The organism is Micromonospora sp. SL4-19 (assembly GCF_047921475.1).
Taxonomy (GTDB): domain Bacteria; phylum Actinomycetota; class Actinomycetes; order Mycobacteriales; family Micromonosporaceae; genus Micromonospora.
In genome coordinates, this window is sequence record NZ_JBLROB010000022.1 from 1 (window position 1) to 20,156 (window position 20,156).

Annotated in this window: 17 protein-coding genes; 10 read left to right on the forward strand and 7 right to left on the reverse strand. The window is 70.9% G+C overall.

Going from position 1 to position 20,156, the window contains the following annotated elements; genetic code table 11:
- Positions 1-72 precede the first annotated feature (72 nt).
- The 3 genes from ACNAVT_RS22525 to ACNAVT_RS22535 all read right to left on the reverse strand — a co-directional run bounded on the left by ACNAVT_RS22525 (position 73) and on the right by ACNAVT_RS22535 (position 3,276).
- On the reverse strand, positions 73-633 hold the full coding sequence (locus ACNAVT_RS22525; RefSeq protein WP_416299129.1) for a TlpA family protein disulfide reductase: 561 nt from the start codon (positions 631-633) through the stop codon (positions 73-75).
- The gene (locus ACNAVT_RS22530) at positions 630-1,070 is read right to left on the reverse strand and encodes a hypothetical protein (protein WP_416299130.1); all 441 of its coding nucleotides are present in this window, start codon (positions 1,068-1,070) and stop codon (positions 630-632) included. The genes ACNAVT_RS22525 and ACNAVT_RS22530 overlap by 4 nt, the downstream gene beginning before the upstream one ends.
- 112 nt (positions 1,071-1,182) lie before the next feature.
- Complete coding sequence (locus tag ACNAVT_RS22535; protein ID WP_416299131.1) at positions 1,183-3,276, reverse strand: immune inhibitor A domain-containing protein; 2,094 nt, start codon at positions 3,274-3,276, stop codon at positions 1,183-1,185.
- Between the two features lie 459 nt (positions 3,277-3,735).
- On the opposite strand from ACNAVT_RS22535, the gene ACNAVT_RS22540 reads away from it, so the two are divergent.
- From ACNAVT_RS22540 to ACNAVT_RS22580, 9 genes are all read left to right on the forward strand, one after another.
- A complete protein-coding gene (locus tag ACNAVT_RS22540; protein ID WP_416299132.1) occupies positions 3,736-5,394 on the forward strand; it encodes an ABC transporter substrate-binding protein in 1,659 nt (552 codons plus the stop codon).
- A gap of 7 nt (positions 5,395-5,401) precedes the next feature.
- On the forward strand, positions 5,402-6,406 hold the full coding sequence (locus tag ACNAVT_RS22545) for an ABC transporter permease (protein WP_416299133.1): 1,005 nt from the start codon (positions 5,402-5,404) through the stop codon (positions 6,404-6,406).
- Positions 6,403-7,344 carry an ABC transporter permease gene (locus ACNAVT_RS22550; RefSeq protein WP_416299134.1) on the forward strand — a complete coding sequence of 314 codons (942 nt, stop codon included), beginning with the start codon at positions 6,403-6,405 and terminating at the stop codon, positions 7,342-7,344. Before ACNAVT_RS22545 ends, ACNAVT_RS22550 begins: the two co-directional genes overlap by 4 nt.
- A 4-nt stretch (positions 7,345-7,348) precedes the next feature.
- Positions 7,349-8,371 carry an ABC transporter ATP-binding protein gene (locus ACNAVT_RS22555; RefSeq protein WP_416299135.1) on the forward strand — a complete coding sequence of 341 codons (1,023 nt, stop codon included), beginning with the start codon at positions 7,349-7,351 and terminating at the stop codon, positions 8,369-8,371.
- Complete coding sequence (locus ACNAVT_RS22560) at positions 8,368-9,474, forward strand: ABC transporter ATP-binding protein (protein ID WP_416299136.1); 1,107 nt, start codon at positions 8,368-8,370, stop codon at positions 9,472-9,474. Before ACNAVT_RS22555 ends, ACNAVT_RS22560 begins: the two co-directional genes overlap by 4 nt.
- Positions 9,464-11,608 carry an alpha-galactosidase gene (locus ACNAVT_RS22565; RefSeq protein ID WP_416299137.1) on the forward strand — a complete coding sequence of 715 codons (2,145 nt, stop codon included), beginning with the start codon at positions 9,464-9,466 and terminating at the stop codon, positions 11,606-11,608. The genes ACNAVT_RS22560 and ACNAVT_RS22565 overlap by 11 nt, the downstream gene beginning before the upstream one ends.
- Positions 11,609-11,811: 203 nt before the next feature.
- Entirely contained in the window at positions 11,812-12,534 is a 723-nt protein-coding gene (locus tag ACNAVT_RS22570) for a GntR family transcriptional regulator (RefSeq protein ID WP_416299138.1), read from the forward strand.
- A 166-nt stretch (positions 12,535-12,700) separates the two neighbouring features.
- Positions 12,701-13,900 carry an amidohydrolase family protein gene (locus tag ACNAVT_RS22575; RefSeq protein ID WP_416299139.1) on the forward strand — a complete coding sequence of 400 codons (1,200 nt, stop codon included), beginning with the start codon at positions 12,701-12,703 and terminating at the stop codon, positions 13,898-13,900.
- A 105-nt stretch (positions 13,901-14,005) separates the two neighbouring features.
- Positions 14,006-14,917 carry an NAD-dependent epimerase/dehydratase family protein gene (locus ACNAVT_RS22580; protein ID WP_416299140.1) on the forward strand — a complete coding sequence of 304 codons (912 nt, stop codon included), beginning with the start codon at positions 14,006-14,008 and terminating at the stop codon, positions 14,915-14,917.
- 17 nt (positions 14,918-14,934) lie between these two features.
- On the opposite strand, the gene msrB is transcribed toward ACNAVT_RS22580, so the two are convergent.
- The 3 genes from msrB to ACNAVT_RS22595 form a co-directional block, all read right to left on the reverse strand.
- Positions 14,935-15,396, reverse strand: a complete 462-nt coding sequence (msrB, locus tag ACNAVT_RS22585; RefSeq protein WP_416299141.1) for a peptide-methionine (R)-S-oxide reductase MsrB — start codon at positions 15,394-15,396, stop codon at positions 14,935-14,937.
- Between the two features lie 94 nt (positions 15,397-15,490).
- The gene (locus ACNAVT_RS22590) at positions 15,491-15,997 is read right to left on the reverse strand and encodes a hypothetical protein (protein WP_416299142.1); all 507 of its coding nucleotides are present in this window, start codon (positions 15,995-15,997) and stop codon (positions 15,491-15,493) included.
- Complete coding sequence (locus ACNAVT_RS22595) at positions 15,990-17,372, reverse strand: molybdopterin-dependent oxidoreductase (RefSeq protein ID WP_416299143.1); 1,383 nt, start codon at positions 17,370-17,372, stop codon at positions 15,990-15,992. Before ACNAVT_RS22595 ends, ACNAVT_RS22590 begins: the two co-directional genes overlap by 8 nt.
- 219 nt (positions 17,373-17,591) lie before the next feature.
- Here ACNAVT_RS22595 and ACNAVT_RS22600 point away from each other — a divergent pair, with 219 nt between their 5' ends.
- On the forward strand, positions 17,592-18,653 hold the full coding sequence (locus tag ACNAVT_RS22600) for an NAD-dependent epimerase/dehydratase family protein (protein WP_416299144.1): 1,062 nt from the start codon (positions 17,592-17,594) through the stop codon (positions 18,651-18,653).
- A gap of 8 nt (positions 18,654-18,661) precedes the next feature.
- Here ACNAVT_RS22600 and ACNAVT_RS22605 read toward each other — a convergent pair whose 3' ends face one another.
- The gene (locus ACNAVT_RS22605; protein WP_416299145.1) at positions 18,662-20,056 is read right to left on the reverse strand and encodes a hypothetical protein; all 1,395 of its coding nucleotides are present in this window, start codon (positions 20,054-20,056) and stop codon (positions 18,662-18,664) included.
- Positions 20,057-20,156 lie beyond the last annotated feature (100 nt).

The window sequence follows — 20,156 nt, forward strand, 5'->3', positions numbered from 1 at the left end:
TGAGGTAGCTGTTCGCTAGACACGACCGGCGGCAGCCCGATCGGGCTGCCGCCGGTCGTGTTACCGGGATCGCTACCGGGAAACGAGCTCGCCGACCTGCTTGCCCAACGTGTCGGTGCCGCCGGGCCAGCCGCGCAGCAGCTTGCCCCCCTTGCTCACCAGCGCGACCAGTGGTGGCTCCTCCACCCGGTACGTCCGCCAGACCTGTCCGGACCGATCGATGCCCACCGGATGTTTGACCCGGTTGTCGCGGACGTACTGGCTCATGCGCTCGACGGTCGAGTCGTTGCCCACGCCCACGAAGAGGACCACGTCCCGGTACTCCTCGGCGAGCCGGTTGATCTCCTTCTGCTGCTCGGCGCACAGCGTGCACCAGGGCTCGAGGAAGACCAGGACAACCGGCCGGCGGTCCCACTGTTCGTCCAGGTTCAGGACCGTGCCGTCGAGCAACTCCAGGGTGAATCCGGGTGCCTGCGGGGCGTTCGCCGGCGGGGCGACGAACGTGACGCCCTTGGGTACCGGGCCGGGGAGGGCCGCCGCCGGGGGCCGGTCGGCCTGGCCCGTCGAATCGGTGCAGCCGGCGAGCGCCAGGGAGGCGACGAGCAACGCGGAAAGACAGCTGCGGGACCTCATGAGACCACCACCTCGCCCGCGATGTCCGCGGCGTCGCTCTTCTTGATCGGTACGGCCGGGCGGTCTTCCAGGACCAGGACCTGTCCCTCGACCTGTTCTGTCGTCTCGACCTTGAGCAGCATCACGCAGAGCGTCGGCTCGCGCTTGACCTTGCTGAAGTCGACGTCCATCGCCTTCTCGGAGGTTCCCGTGGGGAGGGTGCCCCGCGCGATCTCGCGGCCGTCGGCGTCCTTGATGACGAACGGCGCCTCGGCGTGGGCGAAGCGGTACGGTCCGGCCCCCGAGCAGCTGGTGCCGGCCGGGCGAAGATTCCAGTCGGGCACGGTCAGCCGAATGACCTGGGTCTTTACGGGGGCGGCGGGTGGGTCGGAGCAGCCGCTGGCCAATGTCGCGCTCAGTATGGCGGTGCCGAGCAGGAGCGCTCGTGGTGGATTCATCGGTCCCTCTCATCGACAACGGTGCCCACCTGGCGGGGCGGCCGGTGGGGCCGGCAGACGGGTGGGTGCCGGGCATGCCGCCACCCACCCGTCGGTCACCGGGGCGAATCGGTCAGCTGCGGCGGCCGGTGTCCGCGGGCGTCACCGTACAGGTGCTGGTCGACCGGGCGGTCGGATCGCTCTCGGATACCGCGGTCAGCGTCACGGTGGTGTTGTTCGCTGCCCCAGGGGTGCGCGTGACGTAGACCGGTACGGTCACGTTCTGCCCGAACTGCGCGGTGGCGAGTTCGTTGTAGAGTTCCGCCCGCCAGCCCGGCCCGGACGACTCGACCGACAGCCGGTAGACGTCGGCGCGCACCTTGTCGCTGACGTCACTGGGGTGCAGCGTGCGGTCGATGGCGGCTGCCTCGCCCGTGTTGTTCAGCTGGAAGGTGCAGGTGGCGGCCTTCCCGGGGGTGTGCCGTCCGGCCTCGCCCGTGTCGAGCCGGACGCCGCGCTGGTGTGGCCCGGCGCCGTCGAGGGACCGCACGCCGACGGTGTAGGTCCGGATGCCGTCGGCGTCGACCGCGAGGTCGATGATGTAGAAGTGCAGCCGGTTGTCCCGGTCCACCCACTCGTACTCGGTTCCCGAGTTGGTGCCCACGTTGAAGGTGGCGTCGTTGAGCTGCCGCGGGTCACCCGGCACCACCATGCGCGGCGTGCCGTCCGGCTGGTAGAAGTCCACCATGTTGATGTCCTCGGGCTTCGGGTCGACGGTCCAGGCGAAGCACGTGGCGGTGCCGCAGTTGGTGGCCTGCGGCTTCGTCTTGTTGATGATCACGCCGTTGCCGGGTACGTAGGAGTCGACGCCGACCTGCTGCACCGTCTCGATGGTGTAGGCGGTGTAGTCGCTGTTGCCCGCGCAGTTCAGCCCGCCGGTGGACGGGTGGCACGAGGGGGTCCGGTCGACCGGCCGCGCGCCGTCGAGGTTGATCCGTACGCCGAGCAGTTCGTCCGCCAGCGGGCCGACCGCCCGGGCCCGGACCTTGGCGACGACGACCCCCGACTTCGCCAGGCCGTCCCGGCTGAGGTCGACGATGTCCTTCGTGGTGGCCAGGCCGAGTTGCAGCTTGTTCCGGAGGTTGTGGTGGGGCCCCACCGTTGATCCGCCGTCGGCGGGCACCTTCCAGCGGGTGTGCATGCCGTTGGGGCCGTTCCAGGACCCCTGGCTCATCATGTCCCATTGCCCGGTGAAGGTCCGCTGCGCGGGTACCGCGAACGCGCCGTTGTAGTTGTCGCCGATGCCGAGCAGGTGGCTGAACTCGTGCGCGTAGCCGGCGGTGCCGGACGACTCGGCCATGTTGGCGGACCGGTTGCCGGCGCTGGCCCAGGTGAACGAGCCGGCCGCCCAGGAGGTCCACGGGATGTACCGGGTCGGCATCCAGTTGGTCATCGTGCCGTCCGGGTCGAACTCCCGCGGCGGCCCGAACTCGTCCGGCACGTCCTCCGGGGACCGGAACATCATCTCGCCGAAGACCTGCCAGGCGGTCGACTCGTCGAGCCCGGCGCCCATGTAGAAGACCTGGTCGTACGAGTTGGCGACGGCCTGGCCGACGTCGGCGATCCAGAGATTGCGGGCATCCTGGGTGAAGTTTCCGTTGCAGGTGAACTTGGGCGGGCAGCTGCTCGCGTTGCCGTACGGGGAGTTGCCGTACTCGAAGTGGTTGCGCGGCAGCTTGTAGGCGCCGTACGCGTCGAGGTCGACGCCGTACTTGCCGTACGAGACCTCCATCCAGTAGGAGTTCAGCGTCTGCCCGTGGTTCAGCGGCCCAGGCTTGTTGAGCAGGTCGCGGTAGAACTCCGCGACGTCGTCGCGCGCCACGTTACCCACGCCGATCGGGTTGCCGAAGATCGTCGAGCCTGGGGCCTGGCTGATCTGGAACGGCATGTTGGGGTAGTCCAGGACGACGACTGCGGCCTTCCACCTCTTTACCGAGGGCTGGCGCGCGGGGTCGCTCCAGTCCACTCCCGGCACGGGTGTGAAGTCGTCCCAGGTGAGGTCGTACTGGTTGTCCCAGTTCTGCGGATCGAGCGGAACGATCTCCGGCGCGCCTGCCTGTGGTGGCGTGGCGCCGGCTGTCTGCGGCGCGACGAGAGTGCTGACGGTGAGCGCGGCAAGGACGACGGTCGCCCAGCGCCGTCGGGTTGGTCTCTGTCTCCAGGACAAGGCTGTCCTCCCTGTGGCTCGATGAGTCCCGTCGCGCCGGCGCTGACAGATAGACGTGTCGCGTTGTCGCTGCTCCTCGCCGGTCGGCGAGCGCATCGGTGGCGGCGGGGTCGCTCATGGACGGGGGTGGTCACGCGGGGTCGGTGGATCGCTTGTGGCGGTCGACGCGGTGGGGGAGCGACCCCGGATCCGGGGTCACGATTGTGATACGAGGTTGCAATTGTACATTGCACCAGCCGGATTCGATGGCTAATCTGCCTGGCAAAGCTCGCCCCAGGAGGTGCTCCGCACCCTCGACATGTTCGCGGTGACCACCCGTCCGCCACGCCTCACGCCCGCCGGGATCTCGGTGTCCCGCGTCGGGCGACAACCGTCCCGGCACGAGCGCCCTCTGCTGTTCCACAGGGGAGGTGCGAGCGTGCCCCGCGGCCCGTGTGGCGGACAGCCAAGGAGGAAATAATGCGTGTCAACGGCAAGGTCGGGCGCATAGTCGCCCTGTCGGCCGGCGTGGGGCTGCTCGCCGCAGTCACCGCGTGCAGTGGTGCCAAATCGACCGGGGACGGAGAGCGCAAGACGTTTGTCTTCGGCGCTTCCGAGGACCCCAAGACGCTGGACGCGGCGTACGTGTCGGACGGCGAGTCCTTCCGAGTCATCTTCCAGATCTACGAGACGCTGGTGGCTCTGAAGCCGGGAACGACCGAGGTCGTCCCGTCGCTGGCCACCGACTGGAAGGTCAGCGACGACGGGCTGACCTACACCTTCAACCTGGCGAAGGACGTCAAGTTCCACGACGGCGAACCCTTCAACGCCAAGGCCGTCTGCTACAACTTCGACCGCTGGTACAACTTCAAGGGCGCGCAGCAGAACGGGGACATCTCGTACTACTGGCAGACCATCTTCGGTGGCTTCGCCACCCAGGACAGCGAATCCGCCCCGAAGACCAGCCGCTACGGCTCCTGCGAGGCCACCGAGGACTCGGTGGCGACGCTGCACCTGAAGCAGCCGTCGTCCGCGCTGCTGTCCGGCCTGGTGCTGCCCGCCTTCGCCATCGCCAGCCCCAAGGCGATCGAGCAGGGTGGCACCGACCTCACGGTCAGCGGTGACTCGATCGCCTACACCGGCGGCTTCGGCACGAAGGTTGTGGCCGGCACCGGGCCGTTCAAGTTCGTGAGCTGGGACCGTGGCGAGCGGCTGATCCTGGAGGCGAACAAGGACTACCGCGAGGGCAAGCCGGCGCTGGACCAGATCATCTTCCGGCCGATCGCCGACGCGACCGCGCGTATGCAGGCGCTGCAGGCTGGCGAGATCGACGCCTACGAGGGCGTCGCGGCGGCCGACATCCAGGCCGTGAAGAACGTCGGCCAGGTGGTCGAGCGCCCGGCCTTCAACGTCGGGTACGTCGGCATGAACCAGAAGGTGCCGCTGTTGAAGAACCACAAGATCCGCGAGGCGATCGCGCACGCCCTGAACCGCCAGGGCCTGCTGTCCGCGGCGTACCCCGAGGGCGCCGAGGTCGCCAACCAGTTCCTGCCGCCGTCGCAGTGGGGCTACAACAACAGCATCAAGGGCTACGAGTACGACCCGGAGAAGGCCAAGCAGCTCATCGCCGAGTCGGGGGAGAAGGACCTGAAGCTGGAGTTCTGGTACCCGGCCAACGTCTCGCGTCCGTACATGCCGAACCCGCAGGCGGTCTACGAGTCCTTCGCCGCGGACCTGGAGAAGGTCGGCTTCACCGTCGTCCCGAAGACGGTCCCGTGGACGCCGGACTACCTGCAGAACATCCAGGCGGACGGGAAGGGCCAGCTCTTCCTGCTGGGTTGGAGCGGTGACTACGCCGACCCGGACAACTTCGTGGGCACCTTCTTCCGCGAGACCACCCCGCAGTTCAACCTGACCGACTCCACCATCCAGGACCTGCTCAACAAGGGACTGGCGGAGACCGACCAGGCCGCCCGCCAGAAGCTGTACGAGGAGGCCAACCAGGCCATCTTCGACTACATCCCCGGCGTCCCGTTCGTGCACAACCGGCCGCTGCTGGCCCTGGGCAAGAACGTGACCGGCTACCAGCCGTCCCCGGTGAGCCTCGAGTACTTCAAGATCGTAAACATCGAAGGCTGATAATCTCGTGCTTCGCTTTGTCGTTCGACGGCTGCTTCAGCTGATCCCGATCCTGCTGGGGTTGTCGATCCTGCTGTTCGCCTGGGTCCGCGCACTCCCTGGTGGGCCGGCCCAGGCACTGCTGGGGGAGAAGGCGACACCGGAGGCCATCGAACAGATCGAGGCGCAGCTCGGCCTGGACCGCCCGCTCTGGGAACAGTACGTTCAGTTCCTCGGGCGGGCGGTCCGGCTGGACTTCGGCGCGTCGCTGCAGACCGGTCGGCCGGTCCTGGAGGAGATGGCGCGCCGGTTTCCGGCCACCTTCGAGTTGGCCGTCGCTGCGCTCCTCATCGCCGTCGCGGTGGGCATTCCGTTGGGCTACCTGGCCGCTCGCCGCTACGGGACCTGGCTGGACAGCGTCCTGGTCTCGGGTTCCCTGCTCGGGGTGACCGTCCCGATCTTCTTCCTGGCGTACCTGCTCAAGCTCGTCTTCGCCGTCCAGCTCGGCTGGCTGCCCACAGCGGGCCGGGCGGATCCACGCGCCCTCGCGGATCATCCCACCGGCTTCTACGTCCTCGACGGGTTCCTCACGGGCAACCCGCAGGCGAGCTGGGACGCCCTGGCTCATCTGATCCTGCCAGCGATCGCGTTGGCCTCGATACCGCTCGCCGTGATCGTCCGGATGACCCGCGCCTCGGTGATCAACGTCCTGCACGAGGACTACGTGCGGACCGCCGAGGCGAAGGGCCTGTTGGCCGGCACGGTGATCCGCCGGCACGTGCTGCGGAACTCGATGCTGCCGGTCACCACCGTCATCGGCCTCCAGATGGGCGTCCTGCTCGCCGGAGCTGTCCTCACCGAGACGGTGTTCGCGTTCGCCGGTGTCGGAAAGTTCATGGCCGACGGCATCGTCGCGCGCGACTTCCCGACCATTCAGGGTTTCATCTTGGTGATTGCCGTGACTTACGTACTCATTAACATGATCGTCGACATGATCTACGGCCTGCTCGATCCTCGGGTGAGGGTGTCGTGAGCGTCGCGGAGGAAGCCCGCCCCGGGCAGCCGAGCGGACCGACGGGCGTCGACGCGACCCTCGGCGCGGGGCCACCGGTGCGTGGACTGCGCGGTGAGGCCATGCGCCGGCTGCTGCGGAATCCGATGGCGATGGTCGGGTTCGCGCTGATCGTGGTGTTCGTCGCGGTGGCCGTCTTCGCGCCGTGGATCGCGCCCTACTCGCCGAAGGACAACTCGTGGTTGTCCCAGGTCCGACCGGGTGCCTACCCCGGACCCTCGGCCGAGCACTGGCTGGGCATCGATCCCCTGGGTCGGGATGTCTTCTCCCGGCTCGTCCACGGGGCTCGGCAGTCGCTGCTGATCGGCGTGGTGTCGCTGGCGATCGGCGCCACCGCCGGGGTGTGCCTCGGGCTGCTCGCGGGCGCCTTCGGCGGCTGGGTCGACGTGCTGGTCATGCGGCTGGTCGACATCATGCTGTCCGTACCGGGTCTGCTCTTCGCGATCGCGATCGCCGCGATGCTGGGGCAGAGCCTCACCTCGGTGATGATCGCCATCGCGGTGGTCAACGTGCCGATCTTCGCTCGCCTGTTGCGTGGTGAGATGCTCGGGCAACGCGCCGCCGACTACGTGCTGGCGGCGCGCTCGCTCGGCATCTCCCGGGCCGGCATCGTCTTTCGCCACGTGCTGCCGAACTCGTTCACCCCGGTGATCGTCCAGGGCACCCTGACCCTCGCGCTGGCCATCGTCGAGGCGGCGGGCCTGGCCTTCCTCGGTCTGTCCGGCAGCGATCCGTCGGCGCCGGAATGGGGACGCATGTTGACCGACGCCCAGGTCGCGCTGACCTCCGCCCCCCAACTGGCGCTGTACCCGGGGCTGGCGATCGTCCTCGCCGCGCTCGGCTTCACGCTCGTCGGTGAGTCGTTGCGCGAAGCACTCGACCCCAAGCTACGGCGGTAAAGAGATGAGTTTCCTGCGCGTACGGGACCTCACGGTCACCTTCACCCGACCTGGACATCCGCCGGTGCGGGCGGTCGACGGCGTGACCTTCGACGTCGAGGCGGGGCAGTCGGTGGGGATCGTCGGCGAGTCCGGCTCCGGCAAGTCCGTCACCTCACTGGCCATCATGCGGCTGCTGCCCGCCCGGAACGTCCAGGTCACCGGCAGCATCATGCTCGGTGACCAGGACCTGCTGTCGCTGCCCGCCCGGCAGATGCGCGACATCCGCGGGCGGGACGTGGCCATGATCTTCCAGGATCCGATGACCTCCCTCAATCCGGTGGTCACCGTGGGCCGGCAACTCGGCGAGGTGATCGTCCGGCACGGCGACCGATCGGCCCCGGAGGCCAGGGCGGACGCCGAGGCACTGTTCGACCGGGTCGGGATCCCGGACCCGGCACGCCGGCTGCGGGAGTATCCGCACCAGCTGTCCGGCGGGATGCGGCAGCGCGTCATGATCGCCATGGCGATCGCCTGCCGGCCCCGGCTGCTCATCGCCGACGAGCCCACCACGGCGCTCGACGTGACCATCCAGGCGCAGATCCTCGACCTGCTGCGGGACCTCGTCGAGGAGAGCGGGTCCGCCTTGATGATGATCACCCACGACCTCGGGGTCGTGGCCGGGCTGTGTGAGCGGGTGCACGTGATGTACTCCGGCCGGATCGTGGAATCCGCCCCGGCGGCCGGCCTTTTCGGACAGCCCGCCCACCCGTACACCGACGGTCTGCTGCGCTCGATACCCCGCATGGAAGGCGAGCGGGGCGGCCTGTTGCACACGATTCGCGGTTCGGTACGGGACGTCGTGCCGTGGGATCGGGGCTGCGCGTTCCAGCCCCGCTGTGATCACGCGGTCGACGCGTGCCTGGGCGCTGCGCCACCGGTGCAGGAGCTCAGCTTCATCCCGCCGCGCCAGGTCCGCTGTCCACGCCCACTGGAGCCGGCGACACCCGCCGCCGGCGCGGGACGTCACGAGGGTAGTGTCGAATGAGCCTGCTTCAGGTACGCGATCTCAAGGTCCACTTCCCGATCCGCAGCGGTACGCTCCTGGGCCGGAACCACGGCTCGGTGAAGGCCGTGGACGGCGTGGACCTGGACGTGGCGGCCGGGACCACGTTCGGCCTGGTGGGTGAGTCCGGCTGCGGCAAGTCGACCCTCGCGCGGGCCGTCACGCGGTTGATCGAGCCGACCAGTGGCACCGTCACCCTCGACGGCGAGGACCTCCTCGGCCTCAAGGAACGGCAACTGCGGGCGTCGCGGCGGAACTTCCAGATGGTCTTCCAGGATCCGATGGCCAGCCTGGACCCCCGGCAGAGCGTGGAGTCGCTGCTCACCGAGCCGCTGCGTGCCCACAAGATCCCCGGCGGATCGGCGGAACACGCACGGCGGATCCGCCACCTGCTGGAGGTGGTGGGACTGCCGGCGACCGCGCTGAACCGGTATCCGCACGAGTTCTCCGGCGGTCAACGCCAGCGGATCGGCATCGCGCGGGCCCTGGTGCTGAGCCCCAAGCTGGTCGTCGCCGACGAGCCGGTGTCCGCCCTGGACGTCTCCGTCCAGGCGCAGGTGATCAACCTGCTCAAGGAGCTGCAGGAGAGGTTCTCGCTGACCTATCTGGTCATCGCGCACGACCTCGCCGTGGTCCGGCACATCAGCGACACCGTGGCGGTGATGTACCTGGGATCCATCATCGAGCAGGCGCCGTCCGAGGTGCTCTACCGGAAGCCGACCCATCCCTACACCAGGGCCCTCATGGGGGCCGTGCCGGTGCCGGACCCGACGGTCGAGGCGGGCCGCAACCGGATCCTGCTGCGGGGCGACCTGCCGTCGCCGGCCAACCCACCCGCCGGATGCCGGTTCCACACCCGGTGCCCGTGGCGCCAGGCCACCCGCTGCGCCGACGAGCGGCCGACGCTGCGCACGCTCGCGCCGGGACATCGGGTTGCCTGTCACTATGCCGAGGACATCGAGGCCGGCCGGATCAAGCCGGCGGCGAGCGCCACGGCGAAGTCCGGGGCGCCGCGGCAGAAGCAGGTCGCCGCGTCGCGGGCGGTCGATCTCCTGACTCCCGGGCGGCCCTCCGGTGGGCGGTGACCTCGGGCCGGAGGTCGTGCACCTCCGCGGTGGCGGCGTCAGCATCGTCGTCCACGCCGGCGGACCGGGGCTGCCGGTGCTGCGCTACTGGGGCCCCGAGCTGGGCGACGCGGATGCCCGTAGCGTCGGCCTCGGCTTCGGCGAAGCGTTGCCGGTCAACTCACCCGACCCGGTGGTGCCGCTGGCGATGCTGCCGGAGGCGAGTACCGGACACATGGGCCGGCCCGGTCTGCGTGGGCATCGCATGGGAACGTGCTGGTCGTCGGCCTTCGCGCTGACCGACGTCGCGGTCGCCACCGGCACGGCTCGATTCACCGCGGTCGACAATCGCGCCGAGCTGGAGCTGGTGACCGAGGTCGAGGTGACGCCGTCGGGGTTGGGCCGCGTGCGTCATGAGCTGACCAACCGCGGCGCCACGGCGTACGTGTTGGACGGCCTCGAGGTCGCCCTCCCGGTGCCGCCGCACGCCGACGAGGTCCTCGACTTCACCGGCCGGTGGGCTCGCGAACGCCACCCGCAGCGCCGGCCGTTCGACCGGGGCGCGTGGGTGCGGGAGAGCCGGCGCGGTCGTACCGGGCATGACGCGACCATCGGCCTGGTAGCCGGCACCCGAGGCTTCGGGTTCCGTGGCGGCGAGGTGTGGGGGATCCACGTCGCGTGGAGCGGCAACCATGTCACGTACGCGCAGCGACTGCCGGATGGGCGGTCCACGCTCGGGGGCGGCGAGCTGCTGCTCAGCGGCGAGGTGATCCTGGCGGCGGGGGAGTCCTACCGCTCGCCGTGGATCTACGCCGCCTACAGCCGCGAGGGTCTGGACGGCCTGAGCGCCGTGTTCCATCGGTGGCTACGGTCGCGGTCGCACCATCCGGCGCCGGCCCGGCCGCGACCGGTCGTCCTGAACACGTGGGAGGCCGTCTACTTCGATCATGACCACGACCGGCTGCGCGCGCTGGCCGAGGCGGCGGCCGAGGTCGGAGTGGAGCGGTTCGTCCTTGACGACGGCTGGTTCGCCGGGCGCCGGCACAGCAGTGCCGGCCTGGGTGACTGGTTCGTCGATCCGGACGTCTGGCCGGACGGCCTGGGGCCGCTGGTGGACCACGTCGAGTCGTTGGGCATGGAGTTCGGGCTGTGGGTCGAACCGGAGATGATCAATCCGGACTCCGACCTGTTCCGGTCTCACCCGGACTGGGTCCTCGGCCCGGCACCGGGCGTACTGCCGGTCACGATCCGCCGTCAGCAGGTCCTCAACCTGGCGCATCCGGCGGCGTACCGGTACATCCTGGACCGACTCGATCAACTGTTGCGGGACCACAACATCCGGTATCTCAAGTGGGATCACAACCGCGACCTGGTCGACGCCGGCCAGGACGGTCTGGCATCGGTGCACGACCAGACCCTCGCGGTGTACCGGTTGCTCGCTGAGCTACGCCGGAAACACCCCGGGGTGGAGATCGAGAGTTGCTCCTCGGGTGGAGCACGGATCGACCTGCAGATGCTGGAGTACACCGACCGGGTGTGGGCGAGCGACTGCAACGACGCGCTGGAGCGCCAGGCGATTCAGCGGTGGACGGGCCTGGTCCTTCCGCCGGAGCTGATCGGGTCCCATGTCGGACCCTCACGTTCACATACCACCTCGCGTACCCACGACCTGTCCTTCCGCCTGGCGACCGCGATCTTCGGCCATCTCGGGCTGGAATGGGATGTCTCCACCGCTACCGAGGAGGAGCGGCGGCAGTTGCGTCGAGCGATCGCCCTGTATCGGGACCTTCGCCCGCTGCTGCACACGGGAACCGTCGTTCGCGTCGACCACCCGGACTCGGCAGCCTGGGCGCACGGCGTCGTGTCGGCGGATCGCTCGGCCGCGGTGTTCGCCTACGCGCAACTGGCCACGTCCGTGGACGCCGTGCCGGCCCCCTGGCGGATGCCGGGCCTCGACCCGCACCGCTTGTACCGGGTCCAGGTCCTTGATCAGATCGGGCAGCCCGCGACCGCTGGTCGGTCCGACCCTGCGTGGTTCGAGTCGGGATCGGTCGACGTCAGCGGTCACGTGCTCGCCGTGATGGGGCTGCCGCCCCCGCTGCTGGCACCCGAACAGGCCGCCCTGGTCCGACTGGACGCCGTCGGCGAGGCGTAACGGTGAGGCACAGGCGCCGCGCAGTGCCCCCGCGACCCGCTGGCTCAGCTTCTGCCGCTGGGGCCGGGCAATCCGCGGATGAGTTCTACACTGCGCTGCACGCCGTCACCACGGCGGTCGCGCCGACACGAGGATTGAACGATCGGGGTTCTGCGGGTGGTTGGAACCAGTCCAACTATCCTGCAAGCGGAAGGGGTGCAGTAATGGCGCAGTCGTTGCATTTGCCGATGCTCGAGGCGCGGCGTAGCGTGCGGGGCCAGGTTGCCCACGCGCTGCGTGCGGCCCTCGTCGCCGGTGAAATGCGCCCCGGGGAGATCTACTCCGCGCCCGCCCTTGCCGCGCAGTTCGGCGTGTCGCCGACGCCGGTGCGGGAAGCGATGCTGGACCTGGTCAAGGAAGGCCTGGTCGAGACGGTGCCCAACAAGGGTTTCCGGGCCACCGAGCTCTCCGACGAGGAACTCGACAACATCACCGAGATCCGACAGCTTCTCGAGGTGCCGATGACCACCCGGGCGGCCGGCGTCGCCACTGCCGACGACCTGGCCCGCCTGCGACCGATGGCGGAACGGATCGTCGCGGCGGCGCAGGAGAAGGATCTGATCGCGTACATCGAGCAGGACCGCGTCTTCCACCTGGAACTCCTCGCACTGGCGGGCAACGCGAACCTGGTCTCGCTCGTCGGCGAGTTGCGGTACCGGACGAGGCTGTACGGCCTCACCCGGCTCGCCGCCAACGGCGAGTTGACGTCCTCGGCAGCGGAGCACCTCCAGATGCTCGATCTCATCGCCGCGAACGACAAGCGTGGCCTCGAACGGCTGATCAAGGCGCATATCGGCCACGTGCGCGGCAGCTGGGCCGGCCGTGAGGAACGCCCTCGCCGGCAGCGGACGCGAGCCGCGGCGGCGATCCAGGGCCCCGACAGCTGACCTCCGACGATCGACCGGCGCCTGCGCCGGTGCCGGTCTGCGCGGCCACGGCCGCACCCCCGCACGGATGCCGTGCCCCCCGGTCACCGTACGCGTGACATGCCCAGATGAAAGGAGGGAGCGACGGGCTCCCCGGGCCACCCGGAGTGCCCTGTCGCGAAACCCGATGAGCGCGGCTCACCCACTGAGTGTCGTCAACGCTGCCATCTTCGACGGCGTATCGGCCGAGCTGGCCGAGGGCGTGATCCACATCCACGACGGCGTCATAGTGGGGATCGGCGGCTCCGCCGGCCCGGCCGGCCAGGTGATCGACGCGCGCGGTGGCACGGTCATCCCCGGCCTCATCGACGCCCATTTCCACGCCTACGGCACCGAGCTGGATCTGCTCGTGCTCGAGTCCAGCCCGCTGAGCTACCTCTCGCTGGCCGGGGCGCGTCGACTCGCTGCCGCCCTCCGCCGAGGGTTCACCACTGTGCGTGACGTGGCGGGCGGGGATCCCGGCCTGGCGAAGGCCATCGCCGAGGAGCTCATCACGGCGCCGCGGTACCTGTACACCGGAGCGGCCCTGTCGCAGACCGGCGGGCACGGCGACCCTCGCCCGGGTGACCTTGACCTGTGCGCCGGCGGAGCGCATCTGGCCGAGATCGTCGACGGGGTCGACGCGCTGCGCCGCGCCGTCCGGGACCGTTTCCGCCAGGGCGCGCACGCCATCAAGATCATGGCCTCCGGCGGGGTGGTCTCCCTGACCGATCCGATCCGCATCCCGCAGTACTCCGCGGCAGAGATACAGGCGGTGACCGACGAGGCCACCCGACGCGGCAGCTACGTCGCGGCCCACGCCTACTCGCCTGAGGCGATCGCCCACGCCGTGACCAACGGCGTGCGCACCATCGAACACGGCAACCTGCTGGACGCGCCGGCCGCCGACCTGATGGCTGCGCACGGTGCGTTCCTCGTGCCCACGCTCGCCGCCTACGACGCGATGGACCGGCGTGGCGAAGAGGTCGGGCTCGCGCCGATCTCGCAGTCGAAGAACCGTGAGGTGTTGGCGGCCGGCCAGCGGGCGATCGAGCTGGCCCGGGCGGCGGGCGTTCCGATCGGATTCGGCAGCGACCTGATGGGCGTGCTGGAGGACGAGCAACTCACCGGGCTGCGGCTGCAGGTCGAGGTCGACGGGGCGCTCGAGACACTGCGCTCCGCGACGTCCGTCAACGCCGAGATAATCGGCCGGCCCGACCTCGGGCGCATCGCGGTGGGCGCTCGAGCCGACCTCGTGATCCTGCCCGGCAACCCGCTCGAGGACCCGTCGATCCTGTGGGCGCACCCACGACACCGCATGGTCGTCAAGGACGGCCGACTGGTTTAGCCACTCGCCGGCGACCGGTCGAACAGCGGTCCGCGGGGTCGATGCCACCGGGCCATGCCGCACCCGCATGCGCGGCGTGGCGTACCGCAGGAAAGGATGAGGATCATGACCGATCCTGTTCTCGAGTCCGCACTTCCCGGGCGCGTCGTCGTCACCGGTGCCACCGGCAAGCTCGGTCGCGCCGTGGTCGCGCACCTGCGCGACGTGGGCATCGACGTGCTGGCTGTGGACCGCGCCGGCGTACACGACCCCCGCGACGTCGACGGCGAGTTCCTCCTCGCCGACCTCACCGACTACGGGCAGGTGGTGGAGGCATTCACCGGCGGCGCCGACGAGCACGGCGGCAGGGTCGACGCGGTCGTGCACCTGGCGGCGGTTCCTGCCCCCGGGCTGCTGCCCAACGCGACCACCTTCGCGAACAACTCCGCGGCGACCTACAACGTCTTCGCCGCGGCCAGGGCCGCCGGGATCAAGCGGGTGGTGTGGGCGTCGAGCGAGACGGTGCTCGGGCTGCCGTTCGACACCCCGCCGCCGTACGCGCCGATCGACGAGAAGTACCCGCCGCGCCCGGAGTCGACCTACTCGCTGAACAAGGTGCTCGAGGAGGAGATGGCGCGGCAGTTCTGCCGATGGGACCCCGAGCTGGTCATGGTGGGCCTGCGGTTCTCCAACGTCATGGACGTCGAGGACTATGCGAAGTTCCCGTCCTTCGACGCCGACCCGCGGCTGCGCCGGTGGAATCTGTGGGGCTACATCGACGCCCGTGACGGGGCTCAGGCGGTCGAGCGGGCACTCGCCCACGGCCGGCCCGGCGCCGACGTCTTCATCATCGCCAACGCCGACACCGTCATGAGCAGGTCCAGTGCCAGCCTCATGGCCGAGGTCTACCCGGGTGTCGAGGTCCGCAAGGAACTCGGCGAGCACGAGACCTTGCTCAGCATCGAGAAGGCGCGGCGCGTGCTGGGCTACGAGCCCCAGCACTCCTGGCGGGACCATGTGGAACCCACGAGCCGCTGACCCGTCGCTGGGTGGGCTCAGCGCCCCCCGTCCGGGTGCTCAAGCAATCCGCGGTATTCGCCGTAGCCTTCACGCTCGAGGTCGTCGCGCCCGATGAACCTGAGTGCGGCCGAGTTCATGCAGTAGCGCAACCCACCGGCTTCCACGGGGCCGTCGTCGAACACATGGCCGAGGTGGCTGTCGCCGTGCGCCGACCGGACCTCGGTGCGGACCGTCCCGAAGCTCGATTCCCGGACTTCGACCAGGTTCTTCGGTTCGACCGGCCTGGTGAAACTCGGCCAGCCGGTACCGCTGTCGAACTTGTCGACGGAGGCGAACAGGGGTTCACCGGACACGACGTCAACGTAGATCCCGGGCTCCTTGTTGTCCCAGTAGGCGTTGTTGAAGGCCGGCTCGGTCCCCGCGTCCTGGGTGACCCGATATTGCTCCGGCGACAGCCGAGAAATCACCTCGGGGTCCTTGCGATACTCGTGTGGCACGGTCGTTCCTCTCGGATAGGCCGTCGGCAGGAAGGGACCGGTTCGGCCGGCCGCCACAAACGCGTCACGAAATGCGTACCCCGCCTGCGGTCGACTAACCACGACCTGGGCGGCCGGGGGGCCTGACCGGTCGGCGCCGTGCCCGCCGCCGCCGCAGGGCGTAGAGGGCGGCGCTGGCCAGGAACAGGGCGGCCGTGGCGAGCAGCCAGCGGCCGAGGAACGGTCGCTGGTTCTGCCCGGACGCGGCCAGGTAGGTCGGCCGACCCAGCCGGAGGATGCCGGGCAGGTAGACGAGGAACAGCAGGCCGGAGGCCAGGGCCGGCACGCGGATGTGGTTCAGCGGTGCCGGGCCCGACGCCGGCACGGCGCGGGGGCCCAGCGCGCGCCGCAGCACGCGATCGGCCAGTCCGTAGATCGGGAACAGCACGAAGTCGTGGGCGATCGCCGCGCCGGCGAACCAGAGCAACATCCGGCCGGCGGTCGGCTCCGCGGCGAGCCGTAGCGCCACCCACCCGGTGACCGTGAAGGTGCCGGCGAGCAGCAGCAGGTGCCCGGCCGGCGCCCCGTACGCAGCCCGGAACCGCGCCGCGAGGTCACCCACCGGTCCGCCCCCGGAACGCGATCTCCGCCACCCACTTGGTGCAGTGCACCCCGGGCAGCGCCGGGACGATGACCCGCGCGGGGTAGCCGTGGTCGAGGGAGAGGTCGACGCCGTTGACCCGCAGCGCGAGCAGGGAGTCGGGGTCGAGGACCTGGTTGGCCTGCAGGGTCGCCTGCTTGAACAGCCCCGCCTTCTCCAGGGACAGCACGTGCGCGGCGGTGATCCCGCTCGCTCCCACGAGGGCGGCGAGGTCGCGCAGCCGTACCCCGGTCCAGGTCTGCACGGTCGACCACCCCTCCACGCAGGCGATCGGCAGGGTGACGGTGTGCTGGGCCATGGCCAGCAGGCCGGCGCGGTCCACCGCGACGGTGCGGCCGTCCGCCCGTAGGGTGAGCCGCCAGCCCGGCCCGGTGTCGGCGGCCGCGACGCCGGCGGCGGCCGCGGTCCGGTTCACCGGGAACCCGGTCGGACCCGTGCCGGGCTGGCGGCCCCGGGGCAGGAGCAGGGCGGTACCGCGCCAGCGCCCGTTGAGATGCTGCCCCACGGTCAGGGCGGCGAGCAGCAGCGACAGGCCACCGACCAGGGTGACCGCGCCGCGCCGACTCATCGTCGGCGGCCCGGGCCGGGCGGCCACCAGCCCGTCCGGGTCCGACGGTTCGGGCCGGGTTTCCTCGCGGAACGTCGTCAGCTCCTCGGCCGGCGAGCGGGACCGCAGGCCGGTGACCATCCGCCGCAGCTTGAGCGCCACGTGCGTGACCAGCGCGGCGACGAACACCCAGGCGCCGAGGTAGTGCGCGGTGTAGAAGTCGAAGCCGAACAGGTAGGCGTACTGGATGTCGAGCAGGCCGGTGACGATCTCGAAGAGGATCCCGCCGACCAGCAGGACCAGGGACAGCCGCTCCAGCACCTGCGCCACCGAGCGGGCCGGCGGCCAGTCGAACAGCTTCGGCAGCACCGACCAGAGCTTGGCCAGCACGACCGGGATCAGAGTGATCCCGAGCCCCACGTGCAGGCCCTGGGTGAGGCGGAACAGCCAGGACGGGCGGGTCGGCCAGTCGAACTGCGGCAGCCGCAGCCAGCCGACGTCGTGCGGGAACGCCTGGCCGAACTGCGGCGAGTAGGCGAGGTAGTCCAGCAGCCCGGTGAGGAACACCAGCGGCAGGCCGACGAGCAGCACCGCGCCGTACACGGAGGTGAGCCACGGGCCGCGCAGCGGGCTGCGCCACCGGCGGTTCACGGTCGCGGCGCCGGGCGGGGGATGCTCGGCGAGGAACGCCCACCACCGCCGGGGGAAGCCGTAGGCGGGACGGTGGGACCGCGCGCGCTCCGACTCGACCGGGGGACCCCCGGCCGGGGGAGTGTCTTCCGCGCTCACCGGTCCTCCTCGTGCGTGGCCACGCCGGGATGTCCAGGCGCCGGCCGGCGGCCGGCGGGCGTCCCTCTCCGGCAGGTTACGGGCGGCCCTCACGGTCCGACCCGGATTGCCGGATTACGGAAGACTTACCGGCGGGCGCGGTGCCGGCATTTGTTGCGAGGTCCTTACGGGTGCGCCGAGCCGGCCCGGCGAACCGTCCGCCGGCCTACCCTCACCGACATGCGGGTAATGGTCACCGGCGGGGCCGGTTTCATCGGTTCGCAGGTCGCCGACCTGCTCGCCGCCGAGGGCCACGAGGTGGTGGCGTTGGACGCGCTGCTGCCCCAGGCGCACGGCGGTGAGCTGCCGGAGTGGTCCCGGCGGCACGACCCGGTGGTCGGTGACGTCCGCGACGCCGAACTGCTCGACCGGCTGCTGCCCGGGGTCGACGCGGTGTGCCACCAGGCGGCGATGGTCGGGCACGGGCTCGACCCGTCGGACGCCCCCGGTTACACCAGCCACAACGACTACGGCACCGCGGTGCTGCTGGCCGCCATGCACCGCGCCGGGGTGCGCCGGCTGGTGCTGGCCAGCTCGATGGTCGTCTACGGCGAAGGCCGCTACGAGTGCGGCCGGCACGGCGCCGTGCGACCCGCCCCGCGGCGCCCCGCCGACCTGGCCGCCGGCCGCTACGACCCGACCTGCCCGCGCTGCTCGGGCAGCCTCACCCCGGCGCTGGTGCCCGAGGACGCCCCGCTGGAGCCACGCAGCACGTACGCCGCCAGCAAGCTGGCCCAGGAGCACCTGGCCGGCGCCTGGGCGCGGCAGACCGGCGGCGGGGTGTGGGCGCTGCGCTACCACAACGTCTACGGGCCGCGGATGCCCCGCGACACCCCGTACGCCGGGGTGGCCTCGATCTTCCGGTCCGAGCTGGCGGCCGGCCGGCCGCCCCGGGTGCTGGAGGACGGCCGGCAGCGGCGCGACTTCGTCCACGTCACCGACGTGGCGCGCGCCAACCTGCTGGCGTTGGCCGCGCCGGCACCGGAGCCCCTGGTGCCGGTCAACGTCTGCTCCGGTGAGCCGCGCACCGTGGGCGACCTGGCCGCCGCCCTGGCCGCGGCGATGGCCGGCCCGGCGCCGCTGGTCGTCGGCGGTGCCCGCGCCGCCGACGTGCGGCACGTCGTCGCCGATCCACGGCGGGCGACCGAGCTGCTCGGCTACACCGCCCGGATCGGGTTCGCCGACGGGATCACCGCCTTCGCGACCGACCCGCTGCGCGAACCGGCGGCGCTGCCGGCCTGACCGGTCGCTCAGGAGACCGTCCAGAGCAGGTGGTTGACCGCGAGCGCGGTGGCGGCCTGCCCGACCAGCCACCACCGGCGGGTGTCTTCGGGCAGGTGGGCGGTGGCGACCAGGAGCCAGACCGCGAACGGCAGCCAGATCCGCTCCACCTCGGCCTTGCTCAGCCCCGACAGGTCACTGGCGAGCACCACCAGCGCCGCAGCCAGCGGCAGCAGCACCGTCGGCCGGGCGGCCGACGCCGCCGCCAGCGGCGACCGGAACCGGCCAGCCGGTCCCGGCGGGCGCGACCGGAGCCGCGAGCGGACCGCGCGGCACAGCGCCGGCCCGACCGCCGGGCCGGCGCTGCACACCAGCGCCGCCAGGTCCGCCCACACCCAGTAGCCGTACGGGCGCTCGGCCGCCCAGCCCTGGTAGTACCGCTCCACCACCCGCTGGTAGCCGTCCCACCACCAGAAGCCCGCCGTCGTGAACGCGGCCACCACGGCCGCGACGCCGGCGAGCGCGGAGAGCAGCGCGGCGATCCGGCCCACGGGGCGCAGCACCAGCACCGCCAGTGCCAGCACGCCGATCAGGACGAAGCCGTACGACAGGTACAGGGCGAAGCCCAGCACGAGTCCACCGACCGCGGGCGCCGCCCGCCGGCGTACCGCCAGCAGGGCCAGGCCCGCCGCGACCACGCCGGTGAACAGGCCGTCGGCGGAGGCGCCCACCCAGACCGCGCCGGGCAGCAGCACCAGGAACGGCACCACGGCACCGGCGGCGTCGGCCGCGCCGAGCGCCCGCAGCGCCACCGGTACGGAGACCGTGACGGTCGCGCCGACCAGGACGCACGCCAGCGCGGCGGCGGTGCCGCCACCCCACCCCACCCGGTCCAGCAGGACGAACACCAGCAGCGCCCCCGGCGGGTGACCGGCGGTGTGGGTGGACCAGGAGTCCGGTCCGAAGTCGAGAATCCGGCCGGTGAACCCGACCAGCATGGCGGGGACGTCGGTGACTCCGGGCACCTCGTGCAGGTATTCGGCCTGCGGGGTGAGCCGCTCGGTGAACCCGGCCGACCATCCGTCGACCAGGGCCAGCGACATCGCCCACGCCACCGAGGCCAGGTAGGCCACCCCGAGCAGGGGTGCCCAGCGCGCCGTACGGGCCCAGCGCATCCCGACGCCGATCACCACGGCCGCCACCAGCAGTGCGGCCGGCGTACCCCAGCCGAGGTGCGGTCGCCAGGTCGCGTACAGCGGTGCGGCGTCGGCGTACAACCCCACCCCGCGGCGGTTCAGCACGGCGCCCACCACAGCGGCGAGCGCGACCAGCGCCGCCTCGACGCCCAGCACCGTCAGGTCGGCCCGCCAGCGGCGGGCCGGCACCCGCTCGGGCGCGGTGGGCAGGCTCGTGGTGGTTGTCATGCCGACCGGACGGTACGGCCTTTCCGGGACGGGCGACAGGCGAACGGCCCGATCGTCACCGGCCGGTAAGAACCGAGCTGCCGGTAACAAATCCGTAAGG